The sequence below is a fragment of the Dolichospermum sp. DET69 genome, assembly GCA_017355425.1.
Lineage (GTDB): Bacteria > Cyanobacteriota > Cyanobacteriia > Cyanobacteriales > Nostocaceae > Dolichospermum.
The window spans coordinates 1202645-1218215 of sequence record CP070233.1 but is presented as its reverse complement, the minus strand read 5'-3'; the positions used below and the strand labels follow the sequence as shown (position 1 = coordinate 1218215).

General features: G+C 39.3%; 10 protein-coding genes. 8 read left to right on the top strand and 2 right to left on the bottom strand.

What is annotated here, in order from left to right; all coding sequences use genetic code 11:
• Nucleotides 1–50: 50 nt before the first annotated feature.
• Together EZY12_05965 and EZY12_05960 are read right to left on the bottom strand one after the other, a co-directional pair.
• The gene (locus EZY12_05965; GenBank protein ID QSX70537.1) at nucleotides 51–1562 is read right to left on the bottom strand and encodes a serine/threonine protein kinase; all 1512 of its coding nucleotides are present in this window, start codon (nucleotides 1560–1562) and stop codon (nucleotides 51–53) included.
• 101 nt (nucleotides 1563–1663) lie between these two features.
• Nucleotides 1664–2839 (bottom strand): ISH3 family transposase, encoded by a 1176-nt coding sequence (locus EZY12_05960; protein ID QSX69190.1) that lies wholly within the window; start codon nucleotides 2837–2839, stop codon nucleotides 1664–1666.
• 101 nt (nucleotides 2840–2940) lie between these two features.
• Here EZY12_05960 and EZY12_05955 point away from each other — a divergent pair, with 101 nt between their 5' ends.
• The 8 genes from EZY12_05955 (at nucleotide 2941) to EZY12_05920 (ending at nucleotide 15519) form a co-directional block, all read left to right on the top strand.
• Complete coding sequence (locus EZY12_05955; GenBank protein ID QSX69189.1) at nucleotides 2941–3078, top strand: hypothetical protein; 138 nt, start codon at nucleotides 2941–2943, stop codon at nucleotides 3076–3078.
• 386 nt (nucleotides 3079–3464) lie between these two features.
• Nucleotides 3465–4007 (top strand): COP23 domain-containing protein, encoded by a 543-nt coding sequence (locus EZY12_05950; GenBank protein QSX69188.1) that lies wholly within the window; start codon nucleotides 3465–3467, stop codon nucleotides 4005–4007.
• A gap of 389 nt (nucleotides 4008–4396) precedes the next feature.
• Nucleotides 4397–7813, top strand: coding sequence for a tetratricopeptide repeat protein (locus EZY12_05945; GenBank protein QSX69187.1), 3417 nt, complete (start codon nucleotides 4397–4399; stop codon nucleotides 7811–7813).
• A gap of 1857 nt (nucleotides 7814–9670) precedes the next feature.
• Nucleotides 9671–10327, top strand: coding sequence for a DUF3386 domain-containing protein (locus EZY12_05940; protein ID QSX69186.1), 657 nt, complete (start codon nucleotides 9671–9673; stop codon nucleotides 10325–10327).
• Nucleotides 10328–10411: 84 nt separating this feature from the next.
• Entirely contained in the window at nucleotides 10412–10642 is a 231-nt protein-coding gene (locus tag EZY12_05935) for a NifU family protein (protein ID QSX69185.1), read from the top strand.
• A gap of 241 nt (nucleotides 10643–10883) precedes the next feature.
• Nucleotides 10884–13118, top strand: a complete 2235-nt coding sequence (locus EZY12_05930; protein QSX70536.1) for a glycoside hydrolase — start codon at nucleotides 10884–10886, stop codon at nucleotides 13116–13118.
• A gap of 136 nt (nucleotides 13119–13254) precedes the next feature.
• Nucleotides 13255–14247, top strand: coding sequence for a porphobilinogen synthase (hemB, locus tag EZY12_05925; protein QSX69184.1), 993 nt, complete (start codon nucleotides 13255–13257; stop codon nucleotides 14245–14247).
• A gap of 33 nt (nucleotides 14248–14280) precedes the next feature.
• Nucleotides 14281–15519 carry a SidA/IucD/PvdA family monooxygenase gene (locus tag EZY12_05920; GenBank protein ID QSX69183.1) on the top strand — a complete coding sequence of 413 codons (1239 nt, stop codon included), beginning with the start codon at nucleotides 14281–14283 and terminating at the stop codon, nucleotides 15517–15519.
• The last annotated feature ends 52 nt before the right edge of the window (nucleotides 15520–15571 follow it).

The window sequence follows — 15571 nt, the reverse complement described above, 5'->3', positions numbered from 1 at the left end:
TTTTATCTGTTCCCTGTTCCTTATTCCTTTTTTTTGTAATTAAGACTTAATTACCAGATTGGACTTGTGGATTTTTCGGATGTGGATTTTTCCAGTCTAAAGGATTTAATTATGGTGTCTTCCACAGTTTTCGCAAACTTTGGATAGGATTTATCTTCAGCGCGATAGGTGAGAATATAGGCTTTTTTACCATTAACAATCCATACTTGCATTTCTTGGAAATTTACCTTGTGGATATTATCTCTGCTCTCATAAACTACTTGATGACCTTGTGTTTCACCAAGTTGTATTCGTCCAGATTTGATAATTTTCGCATTTTGTCCTAATGCTTCAATTTGTCCGATAGAAAACTTAGTATAATCTTCCAAAGACTCCGACTGGAATAACTCATCTATAGTGATAAAAAATTCTGGAGTTAGAGAAGATGAAATCGTATTTTTCGGGATAATTCGCGTTATTTTATCTATTGCTGGTGTTTCTTGCCAATTTTTAGGATATTTAAATTTAACCCCAGCTTTTGCATATTCTACTACTTTAATTGATGGTTGCAAATAACTATTAATACCCATCACACCAATAGTTATTAAAGTTATTAAAAAAGCCGATTTTATGAGTAAATATTTTAAATTGTGAGATGATTTATTGATGGGCTTTGTATTATTATTATTGACTGAATGATCTGGTTGTGTGGTTATTTGAGATTCATTTACAGCTGTCATAACTTCTGCTGCTGATTGAAACCGGTGTCTAGGGTTAATCTTGAGCATTTTATCTAAAATATTAGCTAGAGAATGGCTAATAATTATACTAGCTTGTTGTCGCCAATTTTGGTAATTATTGTCAAGGTAATCAACAGGAGTTGTACCTGTGAGTAACTCCAGACAAGTAACAGCCAAACTATATAAATCACTAGACGGATAAATTTCTCCTATTCTTCCTTCTTCAGGTCTTTGTTCAGGAGAAGCGTACACTTTTGTAAAAATAGGTACAGATTTTTTTATATTTGTTTCACCAGAAACAACTTGTTTCACCGCCCCAAAATCAATTAAAAATAGTTTTTGTGTTGCTGTTTCTCTAACAATATTACTGGGTTTAATATCTCGATGGATAGAATTTTGGTCATGAATAAATTGTAAAACTGGTAAAATTTGCTTTAAAAAATCTAAAATATCTGTTTCTGAAAAACGAACTTTTCTTCTGAGTTCCTGAGACAGATCTTCACCTTGGATATATTGTTGTACTAAATATTTAAACTCAAGCTCTTCTTGTTGACCAAAAGCAGGAGCGGTAAAAGAAAAATAATCATATAAAGTGGGAATATTTCCGCTATTATCACCTAAAAATTCTAAAGCCTGAGCTTCTCGATCAAAAGCTGCTTTGATTGCTTCAACAATTTTGTCAGCAATTTCCGGGTTGTCATTAATATTCAATCGTTTGATCACACATTGACGCTGATTCACAGAATCTAAATCAATAGCTTGAAAAGTAGCACCAAATCCTCCTTTTCCCAGAGGTTTAATCAGTAAACCAAAAAGTTTTTTCCTGAAGGGAGATCGCCAAATACTGTGTAGTATAAAATACTTTTTTATTCCCGATACTCTAATCAGCAGACATAGTATAGATAATAATTACTTATGATTAGCTGGTTAATAATTTCTTGACGCTAACCGGATGGAATATAAATGCTTTCAACGACTTGATATTTCTTCTGTAGGGCTTGAGATAAAAAGGCTAACATCTGTTTGAGTGTAAAAAGTGTGCGATAAATTAATCTACTACCTTTCCTTTTACGACTGATTTTGAGCCATAGTAGATTCACCCAGATGTTAATTAGAAGAAAGGATATTCCAATGAATAGTAATCTCAAGACTGGATTTTTGTTATTCGTCTTAATTCGACAAATATTTTTCAGACGATAACTGGTTTCAATGCCAAATCTTTTTCGATAATCTTGATAGATATAATTTAAATTTGTTTTGACCTTATAAGCAACATAAACAAAGTATTGAACCCCATGCTTTTTATGCTTTCCCTTTCTATATTTACAGACGATCCATAAATCAAATGTGACAAAATCATCTTTGTCTCTTGTAATAGTATAGGTAGTTTTATAACTTTTTTTACCCTTGAGGAATTGTTTGATTCCTCCTTTTTTTCCAGTCTTGATAGCAGGCATAAGAAAGGGAATATCTAATGCCTGTAACCATCTAATTACAGGAGTATTAAAAAATCCCCTATCCAAATAGAGTTTTTTTACATTTATTTTTAGGGATTCAAGTTCTGCTAATAAATAAGTAATTAAAGCCACACTAGTATCTAATTGGCGAACACCTCTTATTGCTAGAGTTACACGCTTATTATTACTAATAACATATAAAGTGGCATAGGCATAAAATGAATTAGTACCAGATTTAGCTTCACTTCGATATATGTAGGGTAATTCTGACGATGTTGGTTGACCATAATAACAAATTAAATTTAAATCAATCGCTATTTTCAAACACCCTTTTTTTAATCCTAAAGGAATTCGACTTTTTAATGCTTGATTTATTTGCGCTTCTAATTCCTCAAAATTGTTAATTTTATTGAGATGATATCTAATATCATTAGCTGTCGGAATATTTTTTAACAATTTAGCTGTGTTTTCAATACTGTCTCCAGTGCTGGCTGCTTTAACCAGAATCTCGAATAAAGTTTGTTGGTCACAGGCTCCTTGCGTTTCAATCGAAAAATTTTCTACTAAACACTGAATAACCTCATCAAGAGTTTCTGAGTCGGTTAAAACGAGTTCTTCTGTAGACTCGCCCCGCGTGGCTTTTGTTAGAGATGAAACAGTCAATTTTTTCAGCCAATATGCTACACACTACTTTCATCATTTCATATTTTGATCCAGTGCAAATTATGATAACTATTTCTTATATATTTGGTATTCTATAGTACATGAGTATCTGTCGTATTTTGTTAGTGATGCCTGCTGCGTCTGTAGCAATAGCGTCAGCACTCCGTAAAAATCACTCTTTGGGAAAAACTTTTTGGTTTACTGTTAATAGTTTGATAATGTCCTTTTCTCCCCTTTAATATTAGGGGCATTCCACAAGCTTGACAGAATATTTCTGAGGTAGTATTAGAATCTGGAGAGTCGGGAAAACGGTTTTCTGGACTAGGGCAGTGCGGTCTGGTACAATAGTAGTACATAACAGATAGTATGGTAAATGATAAAGGTACAGAGTTAATCCATTAACCAAAAACAGGTATTTATATATATAAGTCTGTTCACTTCACCTATTAAACAGGATTGTATCATAAAGTTAACTTCTGGGTAAACGCCTTAATCTTTGATAAGAATTAGTATATAATCAGTTATAGGCGTGCATATTTCTACGCCAAGTATAAAGTTTAGATAACATAAATCTAGTTAAATACTACCATAATCACCAAAATTCAGTAATCAAAGGTCAAGCATTATGCAACTACCAGCATTAACTAGTGTCTTAGCATTCACCGCATTGACAGTTACCCTTAGTGTTAACCCTGGTTTGAGTCAAGAGATTCCCAAGCAAGAAGTTAGTTTTGCTTGTCGTTCAATTTCTTACAAAAGTAATACGGAAAGAGTTCCCACTACCATGGCCTTCGTTCCCGACAAAAAACCTGAGCCTTATGTACCCATTATTGCTTGGAAATCTGACTCCTTTCCCAGTAGCGAATGGACTCCTAAAAAACGCTGTGAACAAGTAAGTAAAAAATTCCAGCAATTTCACCAACAAGGCCGATTAGATTATTTAACTACCGGTAAGTTGAATGGTTTGGGAGTTATCTGTGCGGCTAAACCTGGTGAATGCAATAAAAACAATATTTTATTTAGTGTCAGGCCAGGTGTAAATCCCACTACAGTTTTAGCCGAACTTAATGACATCAAAGAAGGTAGAACTTCAGACCTAACTTGGCAAAATTCAGGTGAAAATACTTACTTGAATCTGGGTGAATATCTCAAAAAAATCTCTAAATAACAAATTACCCCACCCTAACCCTCCCCTTGTAAAGGGGAGGGGATAAGATTCCGGTTTCCCTGCTTCACGGGGGGGACTAAACTCCGGTTTCCCCCCTTTACAAGGCTACGGTGTACACACAAATGATCTGATTACCCAAGACAAGCCCTAGCGATTAGAAATCACGGAACCACACAAACAAAGTCCACCTCCGTGGACTAAGAAAAAATACTTATTTTCAACCCACGGAGGCGGTCACTGAGCTTGTCGAAGTGTGGGTTTTGCCTGTGTAGTTGCGGTTTCTAACCGCCGATTTAATCTTAAATAGGACTTGTGTGTACACCGTAGCCTTTCCAATGGGGATTAAGCGTGGGTAAATCACTACTAATAAAAACACTATTTAACTAATCATGAAACGTCAAATCGCCATGATCTCCTGCTTACTGCTGCTACCTTATCCAGTGTCAGCAACAGAAACCCAAACCAAGATAACAAAACTACTTACACAGACATCGCAAAGGTGCAAATTACAACCAGCAGACCCAGAAAACGGTATTTATTCAGACCCACAATTACAAACCATTGCTAAACAAATTACAGTTAGAGTCAGAGACAAAGAAAGAGGCGCTTCCGGGACAATTTTCGCTAGAAAAGATAATTCTTATTTAGTAGTTACTAATTCCCACGTTGTCAGAAGAATTAATAATATCAATATTATCACAGCCGATGGTCAAAAATATGCAGGTAAAATTTTACCTAATACTAATTTTGATAAATTCGATTTAGCTATAGTAGAATTTACATCTAATCAAAAATATTGTTTACCATCAGAAATTGCTGACAGAATCGCCTCTTTTGATATTAACTTAGAAACACAAGTTATGGCCGCAGGCTATGCTGTATCTGAGGATAAATTAGTATTAACAACAGGAAAAATACAACAAATAATTTCTCAACCCAGTTTAAAAGATGGTTATGAAATTGGCTATACTAGCGATATTCAACCGGGAATGAGTGGCGGTGCAATTATTAGTAATACAGGAAATTTAATAGGAATTAATGGGATTAGTTCCTATCCTTTGTCTAATTCTGCTTATGTTTATACCAACGGAAACCGCCCCACAAATACAGAAATTCAACAACTGCGAAAACTGAGTTGGGGAATACCCATTAAAACCGTTTTAGCTCAGGTCAAACCAGAAATTCTCACCGCTTATAATTTACCTATACCAGATATTAAACAGCAAATAGCAGAAGTACCATTAACAGGGTGGTTAGGAGAATTAGAAGCAAAAGCTAGACAAATTACCGTCAGAATTGATAGTAGTAGCGGTGCTAATGGTTCAGGGGTAATTATTGCGAAGCAAGGAGATATTTACACCGTTTTAACTGCTGCTCATGTAGTTTGTAAACCACCAGATAAAGTAGGACCATGTGAGCCAAATACCTATAAAATCCTCACAGTAGATGGTGAACCATATCCTGTAGAACCAAGCACCATTAAATTAGAAGAAGGGGTAGATTTAGCAGTAGTTAAATTCACCAGTCGGGAAAATTATCAAGTTGCGACCCTAGCAAATTATCCCATACAAGATTATGAATATATGTTCACGGCGGGTTATCCCAGGTTAGGAGAAAAATCACCTTGGCGGTTCACATTGGGACAGATTTATAGTAAGGAACAAGGATTATTTCAAACTACCCAATCAGATTTTAACAATAACAGTTCTGGTACAGCCCAAAGTGCAGCTTCCTTAACAGGAGGATATGAATTAGTTTATAGTAGTATCACCTTTGGCGGTATGAGTGGGGGACCTGTTTTAGATTCCCAAGGGCGGGTAATTGGTATTCATGGCAGAACAGAGGGAGAAGCTGCTATTGATAATAATAGTAGTAGTAAAGAAACTATCCAATTAGGTAATAGTTTGGGTATTCCGGTGAGTACATTTTTGGCATTAGCTACCCGACTGAATACCCAAGCACAAAAGGTAGAAACCACCCCACCACCAGAACTAAATCAACAAGAAGTTAAGTCTATTCAAACAGCGATTTTATCAGTAGATGTTTCCCAAGGCAATACTACCGCCAGTCAATGGTTAGAAAGAGGAAATCAACTGTGGCGGTTACGTCGTTATCCAGAAGCAATACAGGCTTTTGACGCAGCAATTAAGCAAAAACCAAAGTTTATTCACCTGGCTTATTATGGCAAGGGTTTGGCGTTAGCTATGAGTGGAGAATATCCAGAGGCTATAACTGCATTACAGCAAGCGGTGCAATCTCAACCTGATTTTGTGCCTGCTTGGAATAATTTAAGTTTAGTTTATCGAGAATCAAACCAACTGGATAAAGCCTTAGCAGCCATAAATCAAGCCATTCAACTCCAGCCCAATAATCCTAATTTGTATAATCAGAAGCGTGGAGTTTTAAGTGATTTAAAAAGATATAAAGAAGCAGCAGCAGCGATAAATAAAGCCATTGAACTCAGTCCCCGTGCAGCATTTTACACCAACCGGGGAATTGTCCGTGATGATTTAGGGGATAAGCAAGGAGCAATAGATGATTACACCCTAGCTATCAAGTTTAATCCTAACTTAGCCCAAGCCTACAACAACCGGGGAATTGTCCGTAATGAATTAGGAGATAAGCAAGGTGCAATAGATGATTACACCCAAGCTATCAAGATTAATCCTAACTATGCAAGTGCCTACAACAACCGGGGAAATGTCCGTAAGGATTTAGGAGATAAGCCAGGAGCAATAGATGATTACAACCAAGCTATCAAGATTAATCCTAACGATGCCGAAGCCTACTACAACCGGGGAATTGTCCGTAATGAATTAGGAGATAAGCAAGGTGCAATAGATGATTACAACCAAGCTATCAAGATTAATCCTAACTATGCAAGTGCCTACAACAACCGGGGAATTGTCCGTAATGAATTAGGAGATAAGCCAGGAGCAATAGATGATTACAACCAAGCTATCAAGATTAATCCTAACGATGCCGAAGCCTACTACAACCGGGGAATTGTCCGTAATGAATTAGGAGATAAGCAAGGTGCAATAGATGATTACAACCAAGCTATCAAGATTAATCCTAACGATGCCGAAGCCTACTACAACCGGGGAAATGCCCGTTATAAATTAGGAGATAAGCAAGGAGCAATAGATGATTACAACCAAGCTATCAAGATTAATCCTAACGATGCCGAAGCCTACTACAACCGGGGAATTGTCCGTAATGAATTAGGAGATAAGCCAGGAGAAATAGATGATTACAACCAAGCTATCAAGATTAATCCTAACGATGCCGAAGCCTACTACAACCGGGGAATTGTCCGTAATGAATTAGGAGATAAGCAAGGAGCAATAGATGATTTCAACCTAGCTCTCAAGATTAATCCTAACAATGCCGATGCCTACATCAGCCGGGGAATTATTTATCATAAGCAAGGAAACTACACAGCCGCAATATCTGATTATAATCAAGCAGTTGCCAAAAATGCTAACAGTTTAGCCGCTGTCAATAATATAGGCCTTATAAAATATGAACAAGGGGACAAAGAAACAGCGATTAAACAATGGCAACAAGCTATGAAAATTAACAATCAATTTTCTGAACCTATGTTAGCTTTAGCTGTTGCTTTGTATGGAAAAGGAGAAGAACAACAGGCTTATCAATTAGCAGAAACGGCATTAAAATTAGACAAAAACTTTGCTGATGTCAACTTTCTAAAAAAGAATCTTTGGGGTGATAAAATAATTGCTGATACTCAGAAATTGCTATCTACTCCTAAAATGAAAACCTTGTTATCCCAGTTGCGTTAATATCAATCTTCCCTCGTTCCCTGGGTCTGCTGGGGAATGCTCACGGGAGGCTTTCGATGACAACAATAATATTTTGTCTGAATCAGGATGTCCAGGATTTAAGGATTAACAGGATGTGATTGTGAGATTTTTGGTTTGTCTTTGCGTCTTTGGGTGAGATAAACAGGCCAGATTTGGATTTGATGTAGGGGTAGCGCCCCCGTGCCTACCCCGTTATTTGGGCAACCACGGTGGGAATCCGCGTTTTTGGGGCAACCACGGGGGGTTTGCCCCTACGGAATTTTGTCTGAATCAGGATGTCCAGGATTTAAGGATTAACAGGATGTGATTGTGAGATTTTTAGTTTGTCTTTGCGTCTTTGGGTGAGATAAACAGGCCAGATTTGGATTTGATGTAGGGGTAGCGCCCCCGTGCCTACCCCGTTATTTGGGCAACCACGGGGGGAATCCGCGTTTTTGGGGCAACCACGGGGGGATTGCCCCTACGGAATTTTGTCTGAATCAGGATGTCCAGGATTAAAGGATTAACAGGATGTGATTGTGAGATTTTTGGTTTGTCTTTGCGTCTTTGGGTGAGATAAACAGGCCAGATTTGGATTTGATGTAGGGGTAGCGCCCCCGTGCCTACCCCGTTATTTGGGCAACCACGGGGGGAATCCGCGTTTTTGGGGCAACCACGGGGGGATTGCCCCTACGGAATTTTGTCTGAATCAGGATGTCCAGGATTAAAGGATTAACAGGATGTGATTGTGAGATTTTTGGTTTGTCTTTGCGTCTTTGGGTGAGATAAACAGGCCAGATTTGGATTTGATGTAGGGGTAGCGCCCCCGTGCCTACCTCGTTATTTGGGCAACCACGGGGGGAATCCGCGTTTTTGGGGCAACCACGGGGGGAATCCGCGTTTTTGGGGCAACCACGGGGGGAATCCGCGTTTTTGGGGCAACCACGGGGGGATTGCCCCTACGGAATTTTGTCTGAATCAGGATGTCCAGGATTTAAGGATTAACAGGATGTGATTGTGAGATTTTTAGTTTGTCTTTGCGTCTTTGGGTGAGATAAACAGGCCAGATTTGGATTTGATGTAGGGGTAGCGCCCCCGTGCCTACCCCGTTATTTGGGCAACCACGGGGGGAATCCGCGTTTTTGGGGCAACCACGGGGGGAATCCGCGTTTTTGGGGCAACCACGGGGGGTTTGCCCCTACGGAATTTTGTCTGAATCAGGATGTCCAGGATTAAAGGATTAACAGGATGTGATTGTGAGATTTTTGGTTTGTCTTTGCGTCTTTGGGTGAGATAAACAGGCCAGATTTGGATTTGATGTAGGGGTAGCGCCCCCGTGCCTACCCCGTTATTTGGGCAACCACGGGGGGAATCCGCGTTTTTGGGGCAACCACGGGGGGAATCCGCGTTTTTGGGGCAACCACGGGGGGTTTGCCCCTACGGAATTTTGTCTGAATCAGGATGTCCAGGATTTAAGGATTTTCAGGATGTTTGATAATGGTTGGGTTGATGAGTTTTTGGGAATGTTTGATATCTGTTTTTCTATGATCTTGTTAATAACCTGACTATATATGGCGACATAGATTCCCACTATAATTTAATGATAGGCTAAATTCAGAAATTTGTCAAGGGGTAGTTAAGGATAATCTTGACAATATTGAGATAATAAAAATCCTGTACATCCTTAAATCTTGGACATCCTGATTCAGACAATTAATATGTGAAAATAACAGTAAATACCCATCCTGTACATCCTTAAATCCTGGAAATCCTGATTCAGACAATTAATATGTTAAAATAACAAGGAATTATCAGCTTTAAATTAAACTAGTAGAAAAGCGCAGTCAAAGTGGTGATATGGCAATTCAGTCAACGGCAGAAACTTTATTCCAAACTGCTCATGAAAGTCGTTATACTTGGGATGAAAACTTTCCTGGTTATGCTGCCGATGTGCAACTGCTACAGGAAGGCGAAGTTTATACTGGTAAAATTCAGATTGACCGTAACTTGAATGTAGAAATTACAGGAGTTGCAAATCCACAAATAGAAGCAGGAATTGATATTCAGTTACAGGAAATAGTTACCCGCTGTCAAAGAAGCAATTTTCAAACTGCTTACGGTCAACATGAGTTTAGTTTAGGTGAGACAGCAGAAACAGACGCAGTAACGGTTTTTGTCAAAAGTGAAACTACTGATTCTTGTTATAATATCCATAACCAAAAAATTTATCAGGAAATTCGGGTGATAGGTCGGATGGCTTTAGAGATTAATTCTGGGGAATTCCTAGATACAGACTCTGGTTATCTGCCTTCTGCATATCATGTAGTTTTTCGGAATTCGCAAACAAGTGATGTTAATAGCATCCTCAAGTTTACGGATACATATCAAAAGTTTGGTGATTATTACATTTTAACCAAGCAGGTAGTCGCAGAATATGAAAATGGAAAGATTGAAACTCCTCAATCAATTACTGAGTTTGTTTATTCCAATATTCAGCTACTGACAACTGACTAATGACCAATTCTCCATTCCCAGCCTACACTAGATCATTAGCAACTTGAATAATTCCCAATTTATTAACTAAGCAGGTCTGAGATTATGGAACTAACGATAGCGAATGTAGAAACGGTATTAGATGAAATGCGTCCTTATCTCATCTCTGATGGTGGTAACGTAGAAATTGTAGAATTGGATGGACCTATTGTGAGAGTGCGGCTACAGGGTGCTTGTGGTTCTTGTCCTAGTTCAACCATGACTCTGAAAATGGGTATTGAACGCCGTCTCAAGGAAATGATTCCCGAAATTGCTGAAGTCGAACAAGTTATTTAAATCACTGTTGACGGTTGACGGTTGACGGTTGACGGTTGACGGTTAACGGTTGACGGTTGACGGTTAACAGTCAATAGGCAATAGGCAATTGGGAAGATATTTCTATCACCTATTACCCATCACCAGTCAACAGTCACCAGTCACCAGTCAACAGTCAACAGTCACCAGTCAACAGTCACCAGTCAACAGTCACCAGTCACCAGTCAACAGTCAACAGTCACCAGTCAACAGTCACCTAACTATGTCTCATCCTCTGCACGTTGCATTTATCTGGCATCAACACCAACCTTTGTACAAGTCTCCTGAGAATGGTAGTTCACTGGTAACAAGTCAGCAGTATCGCTTGCCTTGGGTACGTTTACATGGAACTAAGGATTATTTAGATTTAGTATTATTGTTAGAGAAGTATCCTAAATTGCACCAAACGGTAAATTTAGTACCTTCGTTAATTTTGCAACTGGAAGATTATGTTGCGGGTACGGCTTTTGACCCTTATTTAACTGCTAGTTTAACTCCTGTAGAACAGTTAAGCCGTGAACAGAAAGAGTTTATTATTCAACATTTCTTTGATGCTAACCATCATACCTTAATTGATCCTCATCCTCGTTATGCTCAGTTATATTACCAAAGACAGGAGCAAGGACAAAGTTGGTGTTTAGCAAATTGGCAATTATCAGATTATGGTGATTTACTAGCCTGGCATAATTTAGCTTGGATTGATCCTTTGTTCTGGAATGACCCGGAAATTGCAGCATGGTTAGAACAAGGACGTAATTTTAGTTTAGGCGATCGCCAGCGCATTTATTCCAAACAGCGGCAAATCCTCAGTCAGATTATTCCCCAACATCGGAAAATGCAGAAAAGTGGACAATTGGAAGTTACCACTACTCCCTACACTCACCCAATTTTACCTCTATTAGCTGATACTAACGCCGGACGGGTTGCAGTACCACAGATGACATTACCCAACCAGCGGTTTCAGTGGGTAGAAGATATCCCCCGACATTTACAAAAATCTTGGGATTTATATATAGATAGATTTGAACAAGATCCTAGAGGTTTATGGCCTTCAGAACAGTCCGTTAGTCCAGAAATTTTACCGTATATTATTAAACAAGGTTTTCAATGGATTTGCTCAGATGAAGCGGTTTTAGGTTGGTCATTAAAACACTTTTTTCATCGTGACACTGCGGGAAATGTCCAAGAACCAAAATTGCTTTATCGTCCCTACCGTCTGCAAACTCCAGCCGGTGATGTATCTATAGTTTTCCGTGATCACAGATTATCAGATTTAATTGGTTTTACATACAGTGCAATGCCGGCAAAAAAGGCAGCAGCGGATTTAGTCGGACATTTGCAAGCGATCGCTAAACAACAAAAAGAAAGTGACGATGATCAACCTTGGTTAGTGACAATTGCCCTTGACGGAGAAAATTGTTGGGAATTTTATCCCCAAGATGGGAAAGAGTTCCTGGAAACATTGTATGGAAGTTTGAGTAATGAACCCCATATCAAACTTGTCACCGTTTCCGAATTTATTGACGAATTCCCCCCCACAGCCACTATCAAGAGTGAACAACTCCATAGCGGTTCTTGGGTAGATGGTAATTTTACCACATGGATAGGAGATCCAGTCAAAAACCGCGCTTGGGATTATCTCACCGCAGCTAGACAAGTCTTAGCAAATCATCCCGAAGCCACAGAAGAAAACAATCCCGCAGCTTGGGAAGCCCTATATGCGGCTGAAGGTTCAGACTGGTTTTGGTGGTTTGGAGAGGGACATTCTTCTAACCAAGATGCCATTTTTGACCAATTATTTCGGGAACATCTTTATGGCATTTACACAGCCTTAAATGAACCCATACCCCCATATCTGCACAGTCCCCTAGAAATCCATGAAGCCCGTTCCGACCATAGACCAGAAGGCTTTATTCATCCGATTATAGATGGTAAAGGTGATGAACAGGATTGGGACAAAGCCGGACGGATAGAAGTTGGTGGCGCAAGGGGAACGATGCACAACAGCAGCGTCATTCAAAAGCTATGGTATGGGGTAGACCATTTGAATTTTTATGTGCGAGTAGATTTTAAAACTGGCGCTGTTCCTGGTCAGGATTTACCACCAGATTTACACCTATTTTGGTATTATCCAGATAGAACAATGGTGAATAGTTCCATACCTCTGGCAGAAGTACCGGACAGCGCACCTTTAAATTATCTATTTCACCATCATTTAGAAGTGAATTTACTCAGTCAATCTGTGCAGTTTCGAGCAGCAGGAGACGATCATTTATGGTATCCTCGTGCTACTCGCGCCCAAGTTGCGTTAGGTTCTTGTTTAGAAATAGCAGTACCCTGGGCTGATTTGCAAGTCCCTCCAGATTATCCTCTGCGGTTGATTTTGGTTTCTTCTGATGATGGTTGTTTTTCTGGTTATGTGCCGGAAAATGGTTTGATTCCGATTGATGTTCCTTAGTGTTGATTCCCGATAAAAATCGGGATTTTTTTCTCACGCAAAGGCGCAAAGGCGCAAAGGAAGAGTTGTATTTTTCTGGTTGTTGGGAGTTGTGGAATATGACTATAATAATGATTATCATTTTTATTGAATTATTATGTCGTCTCAACCTTTAAATCTCCCTCAACGTCCCCGTCGTCTCCGTCGGACTGAAACTTTACGGAAAATGGTACGGGAAACTACTTTAAGTGTGGATGATCTGATTTATCCCATGTTTGTGATGGAGGGGGAAGAAGAAAAAGTAGAAATTGCTTCTATGCCAGGATGTTATCGCTATTCTCTAGATTTACTCCTGGAAGAAATTGCGGAAGTGTCACGGTTGGGTATTAATGCTGTTGCGCTTTTCCCGGTTATCCCCGAAGATCAAAAAGACGACACAGGTACAGAAAGCTACAACCCAGAGGGATTAATCCAGGAAACTGTTAAAGCTATTAAAAAAGCAGTCCCGGAAATCTTGATTATTACTGATGTAGCTCTTGACCCTTTTACTACTCATGGTCATGATGGTTTGGTTGATGAAAATGGCAAAATTCTCAATGATCAAACTTTAGAAGTGTTAGTCAAAATGGCACTTTCCCAAGCGGAAGCGGGAACTGATTTTGTTGCCCCTTCTGATATGATGGATGGTAGAATTGGGGCAATTCGCACGGCTTTAGATGCTGAAGGTTATATCAATGTAGGGATTTTGGCATACTCCGCAAAATATGCCTCTGCCTATTATGGACCATTCCGGGATGCTTTGGATTCTGCTCCCAAATTTGGCGATAAAAAAACCTATCAAATGGACTCAGCTAACGCGAAAGAAGCTTTAAAGGAAATTGAATTGGATATTGCTGAAGGTGCAGACATCATTATGGTCAAACCCGCATTAGCCTATCTAGATATAATCTGTCAGGTAAAAGCAGCCACAAATTTACCAGTCGCAGCTTATAACGTGAGTGGTGAATACGCCATGATTAAAGCTGCTGCTCAATATGGTTGGATTGATGAGAAAAAGGTGATTTTAGAGACTTTAACCAGTATGAAACGGGCTGGTGCTGATTTGATTTTAACTTACTTTGCCAAGGAAGTGGCTTTGATGTTGATGTAATGGTTGCCAGTCCTTATCTCCCTATTATCTATTATGACTACAGTTCCTGCAAAAATTGACTTAGCAATTATTGGTGCTGGTCCTCATGCTCTTACCTTAGTTGCCCATTTGCTGCAAAAACGGCAAACAATGAAGGGTAAAATTGTAGTGTTTGACCCCAGTGGTACATGGATAAGTAGCTGGAAACAGCAATTTGCGGCCTTGGAAATTCCTCATTTGCGTTCTCCTGCTGTTCATCATCCCCACCCCAACCCCTTCGCGTTAAGAAAATTTTCTGAATCTCGGTCTGAGGAACTATTTCCCCCCTATGATTTACCGGGAACGCACCTATTTGAAGATTTTTGTGAGGATGTGATTACATCCTATCAGTTGCAGGAGCAGGTTATTCCTTTGGCTGTACGCAGCGTTAAACCGTCATTTGATCATTTTCGTCCTCAATTCCAGCTATTGTTAGAAGATGGACAAATGGTAACTGCCCGGCGAGTTGTGTTGGCCACTGGTAGTGGTAAGATACATATCCCTGATTGGGTAAATCAGATTTCTTCACCCTATCCAGAACATAAACTTTGCCATTCTCAAACTGTAGATTTACGTAAATTACAGTTAAAGTCTCAAAGAGTCTTAATTGTCGGTGGTGGTTTGACAAGTGGACATTTGGCTGTAGGTGCGATCGCTCGTGGTGCAAAAGTTAATTTAATGATGCGAAGACAGTTATCAGAAAAGCTATTTGATGCTGAACCGGGTTGGTTGGGACCAAAATATCTGAAAGGATTTTTTGAAGGAGATTGGGAACAACGGTGGATGATGATCCAGCAAGCTAGAAACGGTGGTTCTATGACACCAGCAATCGCCACCCAATTACGCAAAGAACATCATCGTGGTAATATTAGAATTGATGAAAACTGTCAAATAGTTAAAGCTGAATGGTTAAGTCATAATTGGCAGGTAGAATGTAGCGATGGTCATATATTCGAGTGTGATTATATTTGGTTAGCCACAGGTACTAAATTCGATGTCACCACTGAACCATTATTGCAGGATATCTTAACCGCTTATCCCATCCAAATTGTTAAAGGTTTGCCAGTTTTAGACAGCTATCTGCGTTGGCCTGGTTGTGAATTATTTATCATGGGTGGTTTAGCAGCTTTGCAAGTTAGTCCGACAGCCAGAAATTTATCCGGTGCAAGAATGGCTTGTGAAAAAATTGTCCCAGCGATCGTTAAGCCCAGTGTATCTTTTTCTCATAGTATCACTGAAGTCAAAGCCAGCTAACAACACTTCAAAATATTTTCCCCAAAATCAACTCCAAAATTAGTAACATTCA

Bases quoted from the DNA above. Each gene is read 5' to 3' on its own strand.
- EZY12_05955 (QSX69189.1), top strand. From the start codon at position 2,941: ATGAGTATCTGTCGTATTTTGTTAGTGATGCCTGCTGCGTCTGTAGCA.
- EZY12_05950 (QSX69188.1), top strand. From the start codon at position 3,465: ATGCAACTACCAGCATTAACTAGTGTCTTAGCATTCACCGCATTGACA.
- EZY12_05945 (QSX69187.1), top strand. From the start codon at position 4,397: ATGAAACGTCAAATCGCCATGATCTCCTGCTTACTGCTGCTACCTTAT.
- EZY12_05940 (QSX69186.1), top strand. From the start codon at position 9,671: ATGGCAATTCAGTCAACGGCAGAAACTTTATTCCAAACTGCTCATGAA.
- EZY12_05935 (QSX69185.1), top strand. From the start codon at position 10,412: ATGGAACTAACGATAGCGAATGTAGAAACGGTATTAGATGAAATGCGT.
- EZY12_05930 (QSX70536.1), top strand. From the start codon at position 10,884: ATGTCTCATCCTCTGCACGTTGCATTTATCTGGCATCAACACCAACCT.
- hemB (QSX69184.1), top strand. From the start codon at position 13,255: ATGTCGTCTCAACCTTTAAATCTCCCTCAACGTCCCCGTCGTCTCCGT.
- EZY12_05920 (QSX69183.1), top strand. From the start codon at position 14,281: ATGACTACAGTTCCTGCAAAAATTGACTTAGCAATTATTGGTGCTGGT.